Origin of the sequence: Flintibacter sp. HCN-6482 (assembly GCF_037892565.1) — a bacterium.
Lineage (GTDB): Bacteria > Bacillota > Clostridia > Oscillospirales > Oscillospiraceae > Lawsonibacter > Lawsonibacter aceti.
Genome location: NZ_JBBKBK010000003.1, coordinates 148448 through 168166, shown reverse-complemented (window position 1 = coordinate 168166; position 19719 = coordinate 148448). Strand labels below are relative to the sequence as shown.

Sequence of the window (19719 nt, the reverse complement as noted above, 5' to 3'; positions counted from 1 at the left end):
GATTATTCCTCCAGGTCCGCCCGGCGGACCTCCACGCACCGCTTCGTCTCCGTGTCGATGGTAAACAGGCAGGCGTTGAGCTTGCAGTTCCCCTCCGCCTCCTCATACCGCCGGGGCAGTCCTCCCAGGAACAGATTGATGGAGTGCTCCGGCCGTATGCCCAGCACGGACCGCTTGGGACCGGTCATTCCAAGGTCGGTGACAAAGCCCGTGCCCTTGGGCAGGATCTGGCAGTCGGCGGTGGGCACATGGGTGTGGGTGCCCCAGACGGCCTGGACCCTCCCATCCAGATACCAGGCCATGGCCCCCTTCTCGCTGGTGGCCTCGGCGTGGAAGTCTACCAGGGCCAGGTCGTAGTCCTGCCCCCGGAGGAGGAAATTGGTGGCCTTAAAGGGGCTATCCAGGTTGGGGTTCAGCTCCACCCGGCCCATCAGGTTCAGGACAGCGACGCGCTGGCCCTGGCACTGGTATATCCCCATTCCCCGGCCCGGCACCCGGCCGGCGTAGTTGGCCGGACGGAGGATATGGGGGTCCTTGTCCAAAAATTCGCCGATCTGGATACGGTTCCAGGTGTGGTTGCCCAGGGTGATAACGTCGGCCCCCGCCTCCAGCATCCGCCGGGCCTGGGCGGGGGTGATGCCCACACCAGAGGCGTTCTCCCCATTGACCACGGCAAAGTGGGCCCCGGTGTCCTCCCGCAGCTCCCGCAGCCGGCGGGCCAGGATATCCTGGCCTCCCTCGCCCACCACATCCCCCACGGCCAGTATCTTCAACAGCATAACAAAGCCCCTCCTCCAAGTTGGTACCACTTCTATTCAAATGGATTATACCGTATCCCAGGCCGGTCCGCAACCACCGGAGGCAAAAGAAAAAGCGCCGCCCATGGAGGTCATGGGCGGCACGGAGGGCCTGATTGCGGGGCGGAGGGGCAGATCAATAGGCCAGCTTCTCCTCCAGCCAGCCCTTCAGCCCGCTGATGGGAACACGGACCTGCGCTCCCACACAAAGCGGGCTTTGTGTGGGGCCCCAAGGCAATTAAAATCCTCGGACGGAATGGATCCGCCCTCCGGAAATTCTCCCTGCGGTCGAATTTTTAAACCGCCGCTTCAGCAGGCGGCATGGAGCAGGTGGCGGCCGTCTGCTTAATAGGCCAGCTTCTCCTCCAGCCAGCCCTTCAGCTCGCTGATGGGAACACGGACCTGCTCCATGGTGTCCCGGTCCCGGATGGTAACGGCGTTGTCCGCCTCATCGGTGTCGCTGCCCACGGTCTGGAAGTCCACGGTGATGCAGTAGGGGGTGCCGATCTCGTCCTGCCGGCGGTAACGCTTGCCGATGGAGCCGGCGTCGTCGTAGTCCACCATGAAATACTTGGACAGCTCGGCCTGGATCTCCCGGCCCTTGTCGGCCAGCTTCTTGGACAGGGGAAGCACGGCGCACTTGAAGGGGGCCAGGGCAGGGTGGAGGCGCAGGACAGTGCGGACATCGTTCTTCTCGGCATCCACCACCTCCTCGTCATAGGCGTCCACCAGGAAGGCCAGTGTCACCCGGTCGGCGCCCAGGGAGGGCTCCACCACATAGGGGATATAGTGCTCGTTCTTCTCCTGGTCGAAGTAGGTCATGTCCTTACCGGAGGTGTTCTGGTGGGCGGTCAGGTCGAAGTTGGTCCGGCTGGCCACGCCCCACAGCTCGCCCCAGCCGAAGGGGAATACGAACTCAAAGTCAGTGGTGGCGTTGGAGTAGTGGGACAGCTCCTCCGGGTCGTGGTCCCGCAGGCGTAAATTCTCATCCCTCATGCCCAGGTTCAACAGCCACTGATGGCAGAAGTCCTTCCAGTAGGCGAACCATTCCAGCTCGGTGCCGGGGGTGCAGAAGAACTCCAGCTCCATCTGCTCAAATTCACGGGTACGGAAGGTGAAGTTTCCGGGGGTGATCTCGTTGCGGAAGGACTTGCCCACCTGGCACACGCCGAAGGGCAGCTTCCGGCGGGTGGTGCGCTGGACGTTCTGGAAGTTGACAAAGATGCCCTGGGCGGTTTCGGGGCGGAGGTAGACGGTGTTTTTTGCGTCCTCGGTAACACCCTGGAAGGTCTTGAACATCAGGTTAAACTGGCGGATGTCGGTCCAGTTGTGCTTGCCGCAGGAGGGGCAGGGGATGTTGTGCTCCTCCACAAACTCCTTCATCTGGGCCTGGCTCATGGCGTCCACGCTGTGGCCCAGGTCAAAGCTGTTCTCCTGGCACCAATCCTCGATGACCTTGTCGGCGCGGAAGCGTTCCTTACACTCCTTGCAGTCCATCAGGGGGTCGGAGAAGCCGCCCACGTGGCCGGAGGCCACCCACACCTGGGGATTCATCAAAATGGCGGCGTCCAGGCCCACGTTGTAGGGGTTCTCCTGAACGAACTTCTTCCACCATGCCTTTTTCACATTGTTTTTCAGCTCCACACCCAGGGGGCCGTAGTCCCAGGTGTTGGCCAGTCCGCCGTAGATCTCGCTGCCGGAGAAAATGAAGCCCCGGCCCTTACACAGGTTGACGATCTTCTCCATGGTCTTTTCGGTGTTTTTCATGGTAACTGCTCCTTTTCATCATACTGTTTGATTGGCTCAGAGCAAAAAAAGCGCCCCGAGCCCTTGGGGCTCAGGGCGAATATGTTACAAATATCCGCGGTTCCACCTGAATTCGTGTCTGGCTGACACGCGCTTCGTTCCCGGTAACGGCGGGGGGACCGGCGGGCCATTTCCTGCCCGCGCTCCAGAGGCGCCTTCCCTTCGCGGCTTTGGAGGATTTTCACCAGCCATCCTCTCTCTGAAGCCCCGCCGCTGGGTACTATTCTCTGTCCTTGCTTTGAAGCGTATTGTATGACAGTTTTTCCCCGTTGTCAAGGGAATTTACGGTTTTTTCGCCCCGTCAGCCCCGTTTTTTTCCATCCGCTCCAGATGGGCCTTCAGGAGCAGATTGATATAGCTGGACAAAGAGCGGTCCTCTCTTTCAGCCAGACGCTTTGTCTGCTCCAGTACCGGGTCATCCAATGTAATACTGATTTTTGTTTTAAGCGGCTTCATACTTATCACCATATACGACTATACTATCAAATAGTATTTAATATTGACGAATCCTATCGAATCGCCTATAATCGTACTAAAAGAGGTGATGCATATGTATTCCAATGATTTTGAAGCCGCCTTCTCCTGCTTTTTAGAGCGGAGGGACTATGACGAGGCGGCGAACCAGATGTTCACCCTGGCCCGTCTGGCCTTTGCCGCTGGATGGCAGGCGGCGGGAGGGGCCCCGCCTCAGGAGGAGCCCATCTTTACCCTCCTCCGCGGCGGCGCGGAAGATGGACAGCGTGAAGCGGCCTCTCAGCCGGAAATCGGTTGAGAGGCCGCTTATTTCACGCCGGACAAGTCCGGCTCTCTTCATTTGATCTCATAGTCTCGGCCGAACTGGAGCTCACCGAAGTTAATGCGGCTGCCCCGGACTGGGGGCAGATCCTCCTCATCTTCGTCCTCCGCCTCGCCGCCCGACACGGGGCCAAACTCGGCGGTATCCTCCAGATCCTCAGGCTCCTCCTCCGCCTCCTGGCGGGCCTTCAAATTCTCCGCCGTGGCCTCCAGCATGGCCTGGTTCAGCAATCGCTGAACATTGTCGTCTATCTCGGACACCGTTTCCTCCACCGGATCAGGGGCCGGCTGGGGCTGGGCGTCGGGACACATCTCGCCCAGCTGGTCCAAAAATTCCTCCTGCTTGGCGTGGATGGCCCGCAGCTTATCCACAAAGGCGGCGGTGGCGTTCTTGGCCTGCTGAAGCCGGAACTCCTCCGCCTCCACCTCCTTGGTAATGCTCTCCATACGCTGGCGCGCTTCGCCCTCCGCCTCGTGGATCAGGGCGGCACGCTTCTGCTCCGCCTCCCGGACCAGATCATCCGCCCGGCGCTGGGCGATCATAAAGGCCTGCCGCATGGCGTCCTCGGTGGCCCGGTACTCCTCCACCTTGTCGGCCAACACCTTCATCTTGCTTTTCAGCACGGCGTTCTCGCTGTACAGGGCGGAGTAATCCGCCGTCAGAATATCCAAAAATTCGTCCACCTGGGACATATTGTAGCCGTTGAAGGTGGCCTTTTGAAAGGCGCGCTCAGACACTTCCTGGGGCGTAAGCATAGTGTGATCCCTCCTAAAATCTTTCTACTGCCAAAAGGGAAGCGGGCCGACGGGTATGCCGGCCCTTCCAATTTACGGCGCTTGCCGCGCCGCCCCATCCGTGACGGGGCTTGGGCGGCGATCTCAGAAATATAGCCCGTTGTTCTCCAGTTCGTCGATCAGGTCGCCCAGGATATCCACGTTGTAAGGGGTGATGATATAGGTGGAGATGGCCACCTTTTTGATCTTGCCCTCGTTGGCGTAGGCCACGCCGGACAGGAAGTCCAGCAGGCGGCGGGCGATCTCCTTGTTGGTGGACTCCAGGTTCAGCACCACCGTTCGCTTCTCCCGCAGATGGTCGGCGATGGCGGAGGCGTCCTCAAACTTCTCCGGTTTGACCAGCACCACCTGGAGCTGGGTCGCCGCCCGGATGTTGACCACCTTGTTGCTCCGGCGCTCCTCCTCCTGGGAGGAGCCGTACAGGGTGTCCACATTCCGGGAGGACCGCTCCAACCGCTCGGGCCGCTCCCGGCGCTCTGCCCGTGGGGCGGGGGCGTCGAAGTCGTCAAAGCCATCAAAGTCGTCGTCGGGCTCCTCGTCCTCATAGGGGTGGGCCAAACGCTTAAATTCGTCAAAAAGTCCCATCACACGTTCCTCTTTTCTTCAGCGCGTCATTTGTGTATGTCCGTCCGGGGCGTGCCCATGGGAGGCCGGGGCCCAAACAGGGCGGTGCCCACCCGGACAAGAGTAGATCCCTCGGCGATGGCGTCGGCGTAGTCGCCGCTCATCCCCATGGACAGACAGTCTATACTAGCTTGATTATCCGACATTTTCTCCTTTATGTCAACAAAAAGCTGTCGCATGGCCTGAAAATATGGCCGGTTGGAACCAATTTCCAGTGAGACCGGAGGAATAGCCATCAGGCCCCGGAGCCGGACATGGGGAAGCTGGGCCGTCAGCTGGGCCAGCTCCTCCGCCTCCTGAGGGGAGCAGCCCCCCTTGCTCTCCTCGCCGGCGATGTTGACCTCCAGCAAGATGTCCTGGACAATGCCCAACTTCTCCGCCTGGCTGTGGATGGCCCGGAGCAGGCGCTCCGAGTCCACCGAATGGATGAGCTCCACCTTTCCCACCACCTGCTTGACCTTGTTGGTCTGGAGGTGGCCGATAAAGTGGACCCTGGCCCCCTCATAGGCCCCGGCCTCCAGGTGGGCGGTCAGCTCTTGAACCCGGTTTTCCCCGCACACCTGGACCCCGGCGGCAATAGCCGCCCGGATGGTTTCGTCCGTCTGTACCTTGGTGGCGGCGCACAGGGTGATCTCACCCGGCGTCCGGCCGGCGTCAGCCGCCGCCTGGGCGATTTTTGCCCGCACCGCCTGAATATTTTGTGCCAGCTCCATAAAATATGACCTTCTCTCTATCTCAAGGGATCTTCCCCTTTTGAATGCGCTTAGAATTGAAGCAGTTGGCCGTCAAACAGCCCGATGGCCTGGGTGATGACCTCGTCCCCGGCCCGCAGGGCATCGCTGCTGGTGGAAGTAGGCTTGACCACATAGTAGTCGCCGCCCTCCGTCACCACCTGGATGCCCTTAAACTCCGCCCGGCCGGCCACCAGCACATAGACGCCCAGCTTGCTGACCTCCCGCTCCTCGCCGGTCTCCTCATCCTTCTGGGTAGATTTTATCATGCGGACCGCCTCCTTGGGCACCCGCAGGCCGGAGAAGCTCTCAAAAATCAGCTCTGCCGTCTGATGGCGCAGCAGAGTAGTACGGGCCAGATACCGGTCCGAGGAAAAGACCACCAGGGTCACCTCTCCCTCTGTGGGACCCACCTGCTCCACCCGCATGTCCACGTCCTGGGAGAAGTCCCCGGTAAACCGGAGGAGGGCCGTTCCCCCCTCCCGCAGCCGCTCCGCCGCCTCGTTGGGCAGGCTGGCGGCAAAGTACCACCGGTCGGAGGTGATAAGCTTGCCCACCGCGCCCTCGTCGGCGCTCTGGCTGTCCATCATGGCGGCCAGGGAGGAGGGGGTGAGCTGGAACACCGTTTCCGGAGTCAGCAAGCTCTCATAGCCGTCCACCAGGCTGGAGAACACGCCGGACCGGTCGGCGGTGATCCGGGTCGTGGCCCCGGAAGACTGCTTGTACAGAGCGGAACGCTGGCTCTTCAGGCTCTGGAGCTGGGCCGTCAAATCGGCGGAGGTGAGGCCGTCGCCGTAGGTATAGCCCCGCTTCAGGACGCCGCTCTTTACCTCCCGCACCTGATCCTCCAGATCGGCGTAGTCCCCCAGGGCCGTAGAGGCCCGCAGAGATACCACGGACTGGAGGATATCCTCATCCAGCCGGGCGGCCGACTCCACGTCGCCGCTCTGGGCGGCGGCATATTGGAGCAGCTCGATCTCCATGGACAGCCTGTCCAGCTCGGCCTGGTCGGCCTGGGCCTGGCTGTCCCGGTAGATAAGAGCCACGGTCTGGCCCACGCCCACCTTCTCTCCCTCGGTCCGGGTCACGTCCAGGATGCCGGCCTGACCGGACAGCGCCTTCTCCTCCCGGACCAGCAGACCATCGGCCTCCACGCTGTCGTTGACCGTGTAGGAGTAGGCCAGAGTGGTGGTGAAGGGGTCGTTCAAGGTGTCAAAGACGTAGTAGCCAAAGTAGATGGCCAGCGCCCCGGCGATGAGGACCATCACCAGCGTGATGACAGATTTTCCTTGCTTCATGGGTATTCTCTCTTTCTGTACAGCGTGCCTGCCCCGGCGGAACCCCGGAGGACCCGCAATTCACAGCCCTGGAGCCACTAGACCGCCCTTGAGACAGACGGTGGTCATTCCAGCTCCCCCGGATCGCACAGGGGCACCGGCCGCTCCGGAACGATGGTGGAAATGGCGTGTTTATAAATGATCTGCTGCTTTTCCCATGGGGGGCAAGCCCCCATGGGGTCCCGTTTTTTTATATCCTCGGGGCAAATGAATTGCCCCTCCGGAAATTGCCGGCTCGGCCGGCAATTTTACGCGCTTCGCGCGGGTCGCTGGCGCTCCCGCGGCAAGCAGCAGATTAGTCTCCCTCCCCGGGCTCGCACAGGGGCACCGGCCGCTCCGGAACGATGGTGGAAATGGCGTGTTTATAAATGATCTGCTGCTTGCCATCGCTGGTCAGCACTACAGTAAAGGCGTCAAATCCGGTGACATAGCCCCGCATCTGAAAGCCGTTCATCAAAAACATGGTGACGGGCCGGCGGTCCCGGCGGACCTGGGTCAGGAAAATCTCTTGAAGGTTGTTGGTTTTCTGCATGATATGTAGCACTCCTTTTTTCTTTAAGGGGGAAACCAGATTTGTTTTCCACCCTTGAGTGCTTCCACTATATACCAAAATCTTCCAGATATCCTGTCGAAACCTGGAGGGCCTGGGCAAAATTTGGCTCAGAGTCCCAAGTGATCCATTTGGCCGCCCCGTTCCGGCGGAACCAGGTGAGCTGCCGCTTGGCGTACTGACGGGAGCGCAGCTGGATCTCCCTCGCGGCCCGGTCCACATCCCCGTCTCCCCGCAGGGCGGCGGCCATCTCCTTATAGCCGATGGCCTGCATGGCAGTACACTTCTCCGGCACGCCGCTGTCCAGCAGGGAGCGGACCTCCTGTGCCAGCCCCCGTTCCATCATTTCGTCCACCCGGCGGTCGATACGGGCCCACATATCCTCCCGGCGCTGAAAGGCCAGGGTGATGGTCAGGGCGTCATAGCGGGGGGGCAGGGCGAGGGTCTCCCTGTTGTGCTGGGTGATGGTCTTTCCCGTGGACAGATAGACCTCCAGGGCACGGACGATCCGCTTCTCATCGTTGGGGTGGAGGCGGGCGGCGGTATCCGGGTCCGCCCTGGCCAGCTCGTCCAGCAGGGCCTGGCCCCCCTCCCGCCGGACCCGCTCCTCCAGTTGGGCACGGAGGGCGCTGTCCGGGTCAAAGTGGGCGAAGGTCCGCCCGGAAAGCAGGGAGTCGATATACAGTCCGGTCCCTCCGGCCACGATGGGCAGACCGCCCCGGGCGAGAATGTCGTCCACACAGCGGGCGGCCATGTCCACATACCGGGCCACAGAAAAGTTTTCCTCCGGCTCGGCCACATCCAGCATATGGTGGGGCACGCCCTCCATCTCCTCATGGGTGGGCTTGGCGGTGCCGATGTCCATGCGGCGGTAGATCTGCATGGAGTCGGCGGACACCACCTCGCCGCCCCGGGCCTTGGCCAGCGCCACCGCCAGCTTTGTCTTGCCGGAGGCGGTGGGGCCGCTGATGACTAAGATTTTTGGGGGCATAAGAGCCACCTCCGCTGTCAGTTACGTTGTCTTGGGCATAGGCCACATGGTCACCCCGTCCCGTGCCGCCCGGAGGAGCCCTAAAAACCCGTCCATTTGAGTATTAAAGCACCTGCTGCCCGCCTGTAAAAGGGCTTCCTTGTCCTCCGGGTCCATATAGAGGGTATCAGCGGCCATAGCCTCATTGATCCAGGGGGAGGCGCCCCCTATTGTGCCGAACACATCGCCGGCATTGACTTCTATCCTATGCCAGCCCCCGCCCTGGGGGGCCTCTCCCACCTGGATGGAATCTTTTTCCCGCATAGCCAAAGCGTTGCGGAGGGCCAGATCTCCCAGCACCAGCTTGGTAAAGGCGGGGCTGTTGGTGGTGATGATCCGGCCACGGGTGGCCTCAGGATATCCAAACTCCATATCTCCGCCCACGAGACCCATCACGTTCTGAACCCCCGCCCCCACCACGCTCTTGGCCCGGATGTGTAACGTATACTCCCCATCCAGCCACACCATGGTCCGGGCCCTCAGCACGTCTCTGCTGCTCCCTCCGGTGAATTCCGTGTCAAACCAGACCAGAAGGGGGGTCTTTTCCCCCTCCGCCAGTACCAGATATCCGTCCCAGCAGGAGTCTCCGTTGCCGAAGAAATAGCCGCCCCGCTCCTGCTGGTAGCGGGCCAGATACCGATTCCATTCGATCGCCATGGATCTTCACCTCCAACCACCGGGGGCGGTCTGCCGCCCCTCGCTTTTCGACGCTCCGTTTCCTTATGGAAAGGGGGCTTCCACGCCGGGAGCCCTTTTTTGATTTCTCCTCGGGGGAAAATAGATTCCCCCCTGCGGCGGCTGCGCCTGTAAAATATTGCCCTATCAGGCTCTTTTGAACTGTTTTTCCAATTCCTTTTTCGTCAGCTCGATGGCTACCGGCCGACCGTGAGGACAATATTTTACGCTGCCCTCCATGACCGCCTGGGCCACCCGCTCCAGCTCCTGAGGACTGGTCTTCCAGCCCCCCTTGATGGCCGCCTTGCAGGCCATGGTGTGGAGCAGCTCATCCCGGGCGGCGGCGGGGTCCGCCCCGCCCGTAGTCAGCAGCTTTTGGGCGATCTCCTCCAGGGTGGCGGGGATATCCTCCACCGCCACGTCAAAGGGGGCCTGACGGACCGCCAGGTCCTGCCCCAGCTGGTCCACCTCAAAGCCGAACTCCTCCAGCAGCGCCCCGTGGGCCAGCAGGACCTCCCGCTCCTGGGCGGACAGGCGGCAGATGGCGGGGGCCAGCAGGCTTTGAGCCATGGGGTCATAGCCCGACGCCTTCATCCGGTCAAAGTTCATCCGCTCATGGGCGGCGTGCTTGTCGATCAAATACACCGTGTCCCCCCGCTCCACGATGATATAGGTGTTGAGCACCTCCCCGGCCAAGCGCCAGCCCTCCTCCTGGGGGATAAGGGGGGTGTCCCCGGCGGAGGCGTCCCGCTCTTGACCAGGCCGCTCCTCCGCCACCGTCACTTGCGGCGGAGCCTCCTGATTCCTACGGGGCAGCTCCCCCTGCCCGGTGGAATCGCCCTTTGGCGGAATGGGGCTCCCTGTGGCACGGCCGGGCGCCTCCTCCCGCCTCGCCGGGGCGGCCGGGGTCAGGACGGCGGCCAGAGGGCTGGGGCTGAAGCGCCCAACGGGCTTCCTCTCTCCGGCGGGGACGGCCGGCCGACCCTGGTAGCTGGTGTCATGGACCTGGACCACGCCGGACGGGACGCTCTCCCGGCGGGGGGGCTGGGGTAGGACGGGGGGCCTTTCCCCCTGCCGTCCCTCCGCCGCCCAGGACGGACCTCCGAGCCGGGTCTGGTTCGGCGTAACCGTATCCTGGGGCCTCACCCCGGCCAGGACGGTGTTTTTCAGCTCCACCTGGGGGTGGGAGTGGTCGCTCTCCAGGGCGGAGAGGACCGCGTGGTATATGGCGGAAAATACCTGGCGCTCCTGGCCGAACTTCACCTCGGTCTTGGCGGGGTGGACGTTCACATCCACAGCGGACAGCCTCAACTCCAGATGGAGGACACAGCCTGGAAATTTGCCCACCATCTTCTGGTTTTGATAGGCCTGCTCCAGGGCGGCGGCCATCAGCGGGCTTTTCACCTGGCGGCCGTTGACGAAAAAGAACTGCCAGCTCCGGCTGCCCCGGCAGCAGGCGGGCATGGACACGAAGCCGGTCACAGTCATATCCTCGCCGCTTGCCTTCACCGGGCGGAAGCCCAGTGCCAGCTCCCGGCCCAGGACGGAATAGACGGCGGACTGAAGCTGTCCGTCACCGGGGGTGAGCAGCTCCTGCTTGCCGTCCCTGATAAATTTCACACTCACCTCCGGGTGGGACAGGGCCGCCCGCTGGACCACGGCAAAGACGGCCGCCCCCTCGGCGGCGTCCTTTTTCATGAATTTCAGCCGGGCGGGGGTGTTGTAGAACAGGTCCCGCACCACCATGGTGGTGCCCAGGGGGCAGCCCGCCTCCTCCACCTGTCCCGGTACTCCGCCCTCCAGGGCCAGGGAGGCCCCCAGAGGGGCGTCCGCTGTCCGGGTCATCACCTCCACACGGGACACGGCGGAGATGGCGGCCAGAGCCTCCCCCCGGAAACCCAGGGTGCCGATGGCCTCCAGGTCATACTCAGTGCGCAGCTTGCTGGTGGCGTGGCGGAGGAAGGCGGTTTTCAGCTCCCCGGCGGGGATGCCCTTCCCGTCGTCCGTCACCCGGAGGAAGGTCATTCCTCCGTGGGAAATCTCCACCGTGATGGCGGAGGCCCCAGCGTCGATGGCGTTCTCCATCAGCTCCTTGGCCACGCTGGCGGGCCGCTCGACGACTTCACCGGCGGCGATCAGGTCGGCAACATGGGGGTCTAACACTTGGATATTTGGCATGATATACCTCTTTTTCTGTTCTAAGCTGTGGGGCGTTCAGGCCGCTGTGCCTACAACACTGTGGCAACGCTGTCCGGATCCACCGCCGCCCGGCGCGGCTTTTTTGCGTCCAGATAAACAGTGACCGGTCCGGATCTGACCGGCTCCCGCCATATCAGGGGGCTTTGAACGGTGTACTCCCTTCCCTCCCAGGTGTATCGGCACGAAACACTCCAGGGGGAATTCTTTCCCGGAAAATTGATCCAGTCATTTTCATTCCAGGTGATAAAAATGTGGCGCCGGATCTCCAGGATCTCTCCCGGAACAGGCTGTCCCTCCGTCAACAGGCGGATGCGGGCGGCTTTTTTACTCCGTGCCCACAGGTCGCACGCCCCTCCAACAGCCAGAATGACCAGTCCCATAGGGAGAGATCCCCGCGCCTCATCCGCTTTCATGGGCAGGTCTAATACATACCCCAGCAGGCCCAGCACAGAAAACAAAGTACCCAGAGCCATAAGTATTAAGGCCGCTATTTGGGATATGGAATCCGGGCTGTTTTTTCCGGCGTTTTTGCGGGACATGGTCAGCCCTCCTCCTGAAACAGCAGCTCCATCATCCGCTCCGGGGCCTCCAGAAACCGCCGTGTCAGCTGATAGTGCTCTGTATCTCGATAGTTCACCTGGGAGATCCCTGTTTCTGACAACTGATAGATACAGGCGCCGGGGTAAGCCATCAGGATCGGGGAATGGGTGGCGATGAGAAACTGGGAGTCCCGTCCCACCAGATGGCGGATGTGGACCAGCAGAGTCATCAGCCGGGCAGGGGAGAGGGCGGCCTCCGGCTCGTCCAGCAGGTATAGGCCCTGGCCGCCAAAGCGGTGCTCCACCAGGGAGAGGAAGCTCTCCCCGTGGGACTGCCGGTGGAGGGACACCCCGCCGTAGCTGTCAATGACCCGTCCGCCCGGCCCCGGCTCCTCGTCCATCTCATCGATGTTGGTAGCCACGTTATAGAAGCTCTCCGCCCGAAGAAAAAAGCCGTCCCGTGGGTAGCTCCTTCGCCCCACCGTCAGATAGCGGTGCAGGGGAGAGTGGGTGTCACGGGTGGAAAAGCTGAAATTTCGGGTGCCTCCCTCGGCGTTGAAGCCACAGGCCACCGCAACAGCCTCCAACAGAGTGGATTTGCCCGTGCCGTTCTCCCCCACCAAAAAGGTGACGGGAGCGGGGAAGGTCAGGGGGTGGTCCCGGCCCCCCAGGGCCCGGACGGCCGGGAGGGCGGCAAGATAGCTGTCCGCCGGGACAGGCTGATTTAAGTAGATACGGTCGATATAGCGGCGGTCCATGGCGCTCCTCTCACTGGGCCAGATCCTGCTTCAGCTCGGCCAACAGATTCAGCGCCTCGATGGGGGAGAGGACGTTCACATCGGTCATCCGCAGCTTCTTCAGCACGGTCTGGCCCCCCAGGTCGCCCAGGGAGATCTGCTCCTCAACCGATGGCTGTGTCCCGGCAGCGGGCTGGGGTACTCCTGCCTCCAATTCCTCCAGAATCTCCCTGGCCCGGCGCACCACCCGGTCGGGCACCCCGGCCAGCTTGGCTACCTCCACGCCGTAGCTCTGGTCGGCCCCGCCCCGGACGATCTTCCGCAGAAAGATGACGTCAGAGCCCTTTTTCTTGGCGGCGATGTTGTAGTTCTTCACCCCTGGGATCTGGCCCTCCAGGGCGGTGAGCTCATGGTAGTGGGTGGCGAACAGGGTCTTGGCCCCCAGCCGCTTGGGGTCGGCGCAGTGCTCCAACACCGCTCGGGCGATGGCCATGCCGTCATAGGTGGAGGTGCCCCGGCCGATCTCGTCCAGAATGAGCAGGGAGCGCCGGGTGGCGTTTTTCAGCAGGGCGGCCACCTCGGTCATCTCTACCATAAAGGTGGACTGGCCGGCGGACAGATCATCGCTGGCTCCGATGCGGGTAAACACCCGGTCCACCACCCCGATATGGGCCGACTTGGCTGGGACGAAGGAGCCCATCTGGGCCATGAGGACAATGAGGGCCACCTGGCGCATATAGGTGGACTTGCCCGCCATGTTCGGGCCGGTAATGATGGCGCACATATCCTGGCCGCAGTCCATGTGGGTATCGTTGGGGACAAAGAGGGCATTTTTCAACACCTTTTCCACCACGGGGTGGCGGCCCTCCACAATGGTCAGAGAGTTGGAGGCGTCCACCTGAGGCATACAGTAGCCGTTGGCGGCGGCCACAGCAGCGAAGGAGTTGAGCACGTCCACCTGTGCCACGGCGGCGGCGGACTTCTGCACCCGGTGGACCTGGGCGCACACGGCCTGCTTTAATTGGCAGAAGATCTGGTACTCCAGGGCGGTCACCTTATCCTGGGCGGACAGGATGGCGTGCTCCAGCTCCTTCAGCTCCTGGGAAATGTACCGCTCGGCGTTCACCGTAGTCTGCTTCCGGGCCCACTCAGGGGGCACCAGGTCGATCTGGGACTTGGCCACCTCGATGTAATAGCCAAAGACCTTGTTGCTCTTGATCTTCATGTTCTTGATGCCCGTCTGCTCCTTGGTCCGGGCCTCCAGCTGGGCCAGCAGCTCGGCGGAGTGCTCCAGCAGGTTGCGCTGCTCGTCCACCTCCGGATCATAGCCATCCCGGATAAAGCCGCCCTCCCGGACGGAGAAGGGGGGCTCGTCCACCAGGGCCCGGTCCAGCAGGTCCCGGACCTCGGGCAGGTCGTCCAGCTCCTCCCGGAGGGACTGGAGCAGGGCGGAGGGACAGTGGCCCAGCAGTTCCCGAATACGGGGCAGTCGGGCCAGGCCGCCCGACAGGGCCACCAGGTCCCTCCCGCCGGCGGAGCCATAGACCACCCGGCCGATGAGCCGCTCCAGGTCGGTGACTTCCCGCAGGGTGAGGGCCAGCTCCTCCCGGGTGATGATGTCCTCCACCAGGTCGGACACGGCCTGCTGCCGCCGGCCGATCTGGACTGGGGAGAGGAGGGGCCGCTCCATCCAGCCCCGGAGCAGGCGGCCGCCCATAGCGGTCTTTGTCTTGTCCAGCACCCACAGCAGGGAGCCCTTCTTGTCCTTGGACCGGAGGGTGGAGGTGAGCTCCAGGGTCTGCCGGGCGGTCAGGTCCAGCTCCATGAACTGCTCGGCGGTGTAGTAGGTAAAGTTGGCGATGTGGGACAGGTCTGTCTTCTGGGTCTCGTAGAGATAGGTCAGCAGGCCGCCGGCGGCCTGGACCGCCCCCTCGTCCCCCCGAGGCAGGGTGTCCAGCCCGGCCTTAAACTGCTTTTCCACCAGGGGACGGGCGGCGTCCAGGCGGAACCTGGCCTCCCCACCGTTCTCACAGGGGCAGTCCAGCCGCTCCCGCAGGAAGGGGACCAGGCCGTCAAGCTGAAACGCCCCGTCGGACAGCACCGCCTCGGCGGGGTGAAATCTACCCAGCTCGTTCTCCAGGTGGTCCAGGGCCTCCGCTCCGGCGGAGAAAGAGGTGGCGTACACCTCGCCGGTGGAGATGTCGCACAGGCACAGGCCAAAGGCGGCCGAGTCGGCGTAGACGGCGCAGATGTAGTTGTTTTTCCCCTCCTCCAGCATGGAGGAGGCGATGACGGTGCCCGGAGTGATAACCCGGATGATTTCTCGGTCTACCAGGCCCTTGGCCAGAGCCGGGTCCTCGGTCTGCTCGCAGATGGCCACCTTGTAGCCCTTGGCGATGAGCCGGGCGATATAGCTGTCACAGGAGTGATAGGGGACCCCGCACATGGGGGTGCGCTCCTCCGGGGGCTTGTTCCGGTCCCGGGTGGTCAGCGTCAGGTCCAGCTCCTTGGACACCAGCTTGGCGTCCTCGTTGAACATCTCGTAGAAGTCGCCCAGCCGGAAAAACAGGATGGAGTCCGGGTTCTGGGCCTTGATATCCAGGTATTGCTGCATCATGGGGGTGGTTTCTGCCGGCATAGGGGGCACCTACTTTCTTCTCTCTCTACTCAATCAGCTCCCCAAACAGGGACCACTTGTTGGCGTCGGTGATCTTCACATCCCGGAACTGGCCTAGGGCGGACCTGCCGCCCACCACTCGGACCAGGCGGTTTCCGGGGGTGCGGGCGGTAAGGTCGTACCGCTCGTCGTCGGACAGTCCGTCCAGCAGACAGCGCACGGTCCTGCCGACATAGGCCCGGTGCTTCTCCTCGGAGATGGCGTCTTGAAGAGCGGTCAGCCGGTTGAAGTTGGCCAGCTTCTCCTCCCGGGGCATGGGATCGTCCATGTTGGCCGCCGGGGTCCCCACCCGGGGGGAAAAAATGAAGGTGAACAGGGCGTCAAAGCGGACCTCCTCCAGCACCTTCAAGGTGTCCTCAAACTCCTCGGTGGTCTCCCCAGGGAAGCCCACGATGATGTCGGAGGTCAGTACGATATCGGGGATCAGGGACTTTAGGTCCCGAATCTTTTCTAAATACTGCTCTCTGGTATGCCTCCGGTTCATCACCTTCAGCACCCGGTCATTTCCCGCCTGGAAGGGCAGGTGGAGGACGGGGGCCACCTTCTCACACCGAGCCATGGTTTCAAACAGCTTGTGGGTGGCGTCCTTGGGGTGAGAGGTCATGAAGCGGATGAGAAACTCCCCAGGGATAGCGTTGACCCGCTCCAGCAGGTCGGCGAAATCCATCGGCTCCTCCAAATCCTTGCCGTAGGAGTTCACATTCTGACCCAGCAGGGTGATGTCCTTATAGCCCTCCCGCGCCAGCTCCTCCACTTCCTGGAGGATATCCTCCGGCCTCCGGGACCGCTCCCGCCCCCTGACATATGGCACAATGCAGTAGGAGCAGAAGTTGTTGCACCCGTACATGATGGACACCCATGCCTTCACCTTATCCTGGCGGACTACCGGAATGCCCTCAGCGATGGAACCCGCCTCGTCAGCGTTGGAGAAGATGCGGCCCCGCTGGGTCAGCAGGGTGTAGATCATCTCCGGAAACTTCCACAGTGCGTGAGGGCCAAAGACCAGGTCCACATGGCGGTAGGACTGGCGTATCTTTTCAGCCACATGAGGCTCCTGCATCATACAGCCGCACAGGCAGATCAGCTGCTCCGGGTGGCGGCGCTTCACATGGACCAGCGCGCCCACGTTGCCCAGCACCCGCTGCTCGGCGTGTTCCCGGATGGCGCAGGTGTTGATGACGATGATCCGGGCCCGCTCCTCGTCGTCCGTAAAGCCGAAGCCCATCTTTTTCAGATAGCCCCGGATGCGCTCGCTGTCCGCCTCGTTCTGCTGGCAGCCATAGGTGTCCACAAAGGCCAGAGGCCGCTCCGGCCACTGGGCGGTGACGGCGGCGACCTGTTCGCAGTACCAAAGCTGGCGCTCTACGTCGCCCTGGGGGATGATCGTAGTGGTCTTTTCCATGTTGTTCCTCCCGATACAGGGGTATTTGCCGCCCTGTTTCGGGCGCACATACTGAATCATTATATTATAGCATTTATTGAGCGGAAACACAAGAAGGAGGGGGCGCCGATCTGGCGCCCCCTCTCAGGCCTTTCGACAAAGTCAACAGGCCCTCTCCAAAACGCAAACATTTCTTTCGAAGACCTGCAGCCTGCTGCGTCGCACTCGCTGTGCTCGCACACTTGCAGGCTGAGAAGTGTTTTTTCCAGGCGTATATCCTCGGAAAAACAAATTTCATTCTGTCGTCTGCGGACGATGGAACTCCGCGAGGCTCTTACACAAAATTTGGGGTATTTCTACTTTTTCGACGAGCTGCCTGCTTTTTTATATCGGTCTATTCCGGCAGCATCGCGCTGCTTAGGATATAGAACTCCTCTTGGCAGGGCAGTTCCTTTTTCTCCAGGGGCTCCAGGGTGTCGTCATAGGCCAGGGCCTCCTCCTCGCTAAACTCAAAGACGGGACTCTGGCGGTACACCCACTTCCTGCCGTCCAGGGAGCCGGGGACCAGCTCCTTTACCAGCATGGCCGCCGGGAAGGAGCCGTTCTCCAGGCAGACGTTGTACCTCTTGCAGCTCTTAAAGCCCCGGCTCACATAGTTGCCCGGTGCGCCGAAGATTACAATGGTGTCGTAGCCCATCTCCACCGCCTTTTGGAAGGATGCCTCCATCAGCATCTTTCCGTACCCCATGCGCTGATACTCCGGCAGAACGCATACCGGACCAAAGGTGAGGATCTCCCGCTCCTCCCCACGCTCATCCACCAAGTGGGTTCTGGTGTACATGATCGCTCCGATGACCTGTCCCTCTAACTCCAGCACTAGGTCCAGCTCCTGAATAAAGTCCGGGTGGGAGCGCATGATGTGGACTAGGTAGTGCTCCGCGGCTCCGGGAATATACAAGTTATAAAAGGCCCGCCTGACGATCTCCTCTACCCTGGGCCGGTCGTCCTCTGTTTCCCTCCGGATAATAATGTCTTTTCTCATGAATGTTCCTCCGATCCTGCGGGCCGCTGTCTGGCCGTGCCCGTATTGTTTAGTTTACCACGCTTTCTTCCCCCGTACAACAGAGGTCCGCTTCTTTTTTCTCCATAGGGATGTCCCGGTGAGATCCATTATCCCTTTTTCCTTTTGAACGGATGGAGTCTAACTCCGTCGATTTTATCAAGCATTGATACAAAGAAAACAATATGATAAATTAAACCAAAAGACAAATTGGAATATTTTGAGGGGGCATCTCCAATGAGTGTATGTACATTTATCGCTTCAGACTATCCTTTGACTGAAATAGAACCTTCACAGGATTACCCATTGGATATACATATTGATGATGGCACAGTACATGATAGCGGCGCAGATGATAACTATTGCCTGTACACCTTTGCAGCTGTTGAGGACTATACCGAAAAGAGAAACGCTGTCTATCTGGAATGGAATTATACCGATGGGAGAGCGAAGCAAATAATTGCATATATAAAAAACGCGCTGCAAAATACTGATTCTATAGAGCTCTGGCATGTGTGGCTGATTGACTGCTATGAATTTGAGGACAGCCCTGTAGTTCACAGAAGAACAATATCCATTTCTGATCTTACCACAAAACATATCAAGGACATTGATAGTGCAGATATTTGGAATACCCCGGATAAAATGCATCCAAATAGGCCTTCCTTTTATTGCATGGAAATAAAGCGATAATAACAAGGAAATTCCGGCTTATGCATCAGTTATCAACTGAGAATATGCCTCCCTTCGTCATTTCGACGAACGAATTGTTAGGTAAGCCTAAATCGGTCCAAAGGGGAAAGGGGAGGCGCCATCTATCCGTTGCCTTTTATTTCAAATAGTGGTAAAATGAAGCGTTAATATGGGTAAGATATATCCTGGAGAGATAGAGGGGAGCCATCCATATGCGTAAATTAGTCATCGAAAAGTCGGCGGTCAAAAACAACCTGGCGGTGATCAAGGAGCGGGCCGCCGGGGCGGTGATCTACGGCGTGCTGTCTGGGGACGGAGGGGGCGCCGGCATCGCGGCCCTGGCCCAGCTTCTCCGGGACGAGGGTATCGGCCACTTTGCGGTGTCTGAAGTGTCCGAGGCCCAGGCGCTGCGCGAGGCCGGCTTTGTGGACGAGGAAATCCTGATGCTCCGTTCCACCACTGACCGGGAGGAGCTGGAGCGGCTGGTGGACCTAAACGCGGTGTGCACCATCTCTTCGGTGGACACCGGGATGGCTCTGAACGCGCTGGCGGAGAACCGCTCCACCGTGGTGGAGGCCCACATTCAGGTGGACACCGGGATGGGCTTTGGAGGCTTTCTGGTGGGGGAGCCGGAGAAGATCCTGCTGGCTTATCGCTCTCTCCCCAATGTGGCTCTATCTGGCATCTATACTCAGCTCCACGCCGCCCAGCCCAACGACCCGGAGGCCAAGCAGCAGCTGGAGCAGTTCCACCAGGTGCTGGACACGATTCATGCCGCCGGCTTTGAGACCGGAGTGGTCCATGCCGCCGGCTCCTTCTCTCTGCTCCACGACGACAGCGCCCGGCTGGACGGCGTGCGGGCCGGCTCCGCTATTTTGGGGCGGTGCCGACGGACCCGGGACGACGGATTGCGAACCGTTGGCTATGGGGAAGCCCCTCTGGCCGAGGTCCGCTGGCTGCCCAGGGGCCACACCATCGGGGCGGACAAGCCCCTTGTGCTGAAAAAGCCTACCCGAGTGGCCGTCCTACCCGTGGGCTATCAGAACGGCTTTGGCGTGGAGCGCCCCCGGCAGTCCGGCCTGACCGCCCTGCTGGCCCAGTGGCGCCGGAGCCGGAGACGCACCGTCCGCGTCGGAGAGCAGCGCGCCCGGGTGCTGGGCCCCGTGGGCGCCAGCGAGACTATTCTGGATGTAACCAACATGAAATGCGCCTATGGGGATTTGGCGGTCTTTGAGATGGACCCTCTGTTTGCCAGGGGCTTTGTCATTGAGTACCGCTGACCTGCCTTTTGGC

At 61.3% G+C, this 19719-nt stretch carries 20 protein-coding genes and 1 other annotated feature; of the genes, 3 read left to right on the top strand and 17 right to left on the bottom strand.

Going from position 1 to position 19719, the window contains the following annotated elements; genetic code table 11:
- Positions 1-2: 2 nt before the first annotated feature.
- The 3 genes from WKS99_RS10400 to WKS99_RS10390 form a co-directional block, all read right to left on the bottom strand.
- A complete protein-coding gene (locus tag WKS99_RS10400) occupies positions 3-779 on the bottom strand; it encodes a TIGR00282 family metallophosphoesterase (protein ID WP_340405908.1) in 777 nt (258 codons plus the stop codon).
- 363 nt (positions 780-1142) lie between these two features.
- Positions 1143-2564: a glycine--tRNA ligase gene (locus WKS99_RS10395; RefSeq protein WP_147572472.1), complete on the bottom strand. Its 1422-nt coding sequence runs from the start codon at positions 2562-2564 to the stop codon at positions 1143-1145.
- A gap of 68 nt (positions 2565-2632) precedes the next feature.
- Positions 2633-2846 (bottom strand) — a binding site (T-box leader).
- Between the two features lie 39 nt (positions 2847-2885).
- The gene (locus tag WKS99_RS10390) at positions 2886-3059 is read right to left on the bottom strand and encodes a ribbon-helix-helix domain-containing protein (protein ID WP_240286377.1); all 174 of its coding nucleotides are present in this window, start codon (positions 3057-3059) and stop codon (positions 2886-2888) included.
- Between the two features lie 94 nt (positions 3060-3153).
- Between WKS99_RS10390 and WKS99_RS10385 the strand changes: the two genes are divergently transcribed.
- Positions 3154-3375, top strand: coding sequence for a hypothetical protein (locus tag WKS99_RS10385; RefSeq protein ID WP_240286375.1), 222 nt, complete (start codon positions 3154-3156; stop codon positions 3373-3375).
- A 38-nt stretch (positions 3376-3413) separates the two neighbouring features.
- Here WKS99_RS10385 and WKS99_RS10380 read toward each other — a convergent pair whose 3' ends face one another.
- The 14 genes from WKS99_RS10380 to WKS99_RS10320 form a co-directional block, all read right to left on the bottom strand.
- Positions 3414-4154, bottom strand: a complete 741-nt coding sequence (locus tag WKS99_RS10380) for a DivIVA domain-containing protein (protein WP_147572475.1) — start codon at positions 4152-4154, stop codon at positions 3414-3416.
- A 123-nt stretch (positions 4155-4277) separates the two neighbouring features.
- Positions 4278-4778, bottom strand: coding sequence for a cell division protein SepF (locus WKS99_RS10375; RefSeq protein ID WP_147572476.1), 501 nt, complete (start codon positions 4776-4778; stop codon positions 4278-4280).
- A 26-nt stretch (positions 4779-4804) separates the two neighbouring features.
- Positions 4805-5530 (bottom strand): YggS family pyridoxal phosphate-dependent enzyme, encoded by a 726-nt coding sequence (locus tag WKS99_RS10370; protein ID WP_240286373.1) that lies wholly within the window; start codon positions 5528-5530, stop codon positions 4805-4807.
- A gap of 50 nt (positions 5531-5580) precedes the next feature.
- A complete protein-coding gene (locus WKS99_RS10365; RefSeq protein ID WP_240286371.1) occupies positions 5581-6846 on the bottom strand; it encodes an HlyD family efflux transporter periplasmic adaptor subunit in 1266 nt (421 codons plus the stop codon).
- A gap of 104 nt (positions 6847-6950) precedes the next feature.
- Positions 6951-7061 (bottom strand): RNA chaperone Hfq, encoded by a 111-nt coding sequence (locus WKS99_RS13530; protein ID WP_147572479.1) that lies wholly within the window; start codon positions 7059-7061, stop codon positions 6951-6953.
- 119 nt (positions 7062-7180) lie between these two features.
- A complete protein-coding gene (hfq, locus tag WKS99_RS10360; protein ID WP_147572480.1) occupies positions 7181-7417 on the bottom strand; it encodes an RNA chaperone Hfq in 237 nt (78 codons plus the stop codon).
- A gap of 67 nt (positions 7418-7484) precedes the next feature.
- Positions 7485-8426, bottom strand: coding sequence for a tRNA (adenosine(37)-N6)-dimethylallyltransferase MiaA (miaA, locus tag WKS99_RS10355; RefSeq protein WP_147572481.1), 942 nt, complete (start codon positions 8424-8426; stop codon positions 7485-7487).
- Between the two features lie 21 nt (positions 8427-8447).
- The gene (locus tag WKS99_RS10350) at positions 8448-9122 is read right to left on the bottom strand and encodes a hypothetical protein (protein WP_240286369.1); all 675 of its coding nucleotides are present in this window, start codon (positions 9120-9122) and stop codon (positions 8448-8450) included.
- A 165-nt stretch (positions 9123-9287) separates the two neighbouring features.
- Complete coding sequence (gene mutL, locus WKS99_RS10345; RefSeq protein WP_340405907.1) at positions 9288-11318, bottom strand: DNA mismatch repair endonuclease MutL; 2031 nt, start codon at positions 11316-11318, stop codon at positions 9288-9290.
- A gap of 50 nt (positions 11319-11368) precedes the next feature.
- Positions 11369-11878 (bottom strand): hypothetical protein, encoded by a 510-nt coding sequence (locus tag WKS99_RS10340; RefSeq protein ID WP_340405906.1) that lies wholly within the window; start codon positions 11876-11878, stop codon positions 11369-11371.
- A gap of 2 nt (positions 11879-11880) precedes the next feature.
- A complete protein-coding gene (locus tag WKS99_RS10335) occupies positions 11881-12636 on the bottom strand; it encodes an AAA family ATPase (protein ID WP_340405905.1) in 756 nt (251 codons plus the stop codon).
- Positions 12637-12646: 10 nt separating this feature from the next.
- A complete protein-coding gene (gene mutS, locus WKS99_RS10330) occupies positions 12647-15253 on the bottom strand; it encodes a DNA mismatch repair protein MutS (protein ID WP_340405904.1) in 2607 nt (868 codons plus the stop codon).
- A gap of 25 nt (positions 15254-15278) precedes the next feature.
- Positions 15279-16694, bottom strand: coding sequence for a tRNA (N6-isopentenyl adenosine(37)-C2)-methylthiotransferase MiaB (miaB, locus tag WKS99_RS10325; RefSeq protein WP_147572488.1), 1416 nt, complete (start codon positions 16692-16694; stop codon positions 15279-15281).
- A gap of 373 nt (positions 16695-17067) precedes the next feature.
- On the bottom strand, positions 17068-17715 hold the full coding sequence (locus tag WKS99_RS10320; RefSeq protein ID WP_240286363.1) for a GNAT family N-acetyltransferase: 648 nt from the start codon (positions 17713-17715) through the stop codon (positions 17068-17070).
- A 255-nt stretch (positions 17716-17970) separates the two neighbouring features.
- On the opposite strand from WKS99_RS10320, the gene WKS99_RS10315 reads away from it, so the two are divergent.
- Both WKS99_RS10315 and WKS99_RS10310 read left to right on the top strand, forming a co-directional pair.
- Positions 17971-18426, top strand: a complete 456-nt coding sequence (locus WKS99_RS10315) for a hypothetical protein (protein WP_340405903.1) — start codon at positions 17971-17973, stop codon at positions 18424-18426.
- Between the two features lie 212 nt (positions 18427-18638).
- Entirely contained in the window at positions 18639-19706 is a 1068-nt protein-coding gene (locus WKS99_RS10310) for an alanine racemase (protein WP_147572491.1), read from the top strand.
- Positions 19707-19719 lie beyond the last annotated feature (13 nt).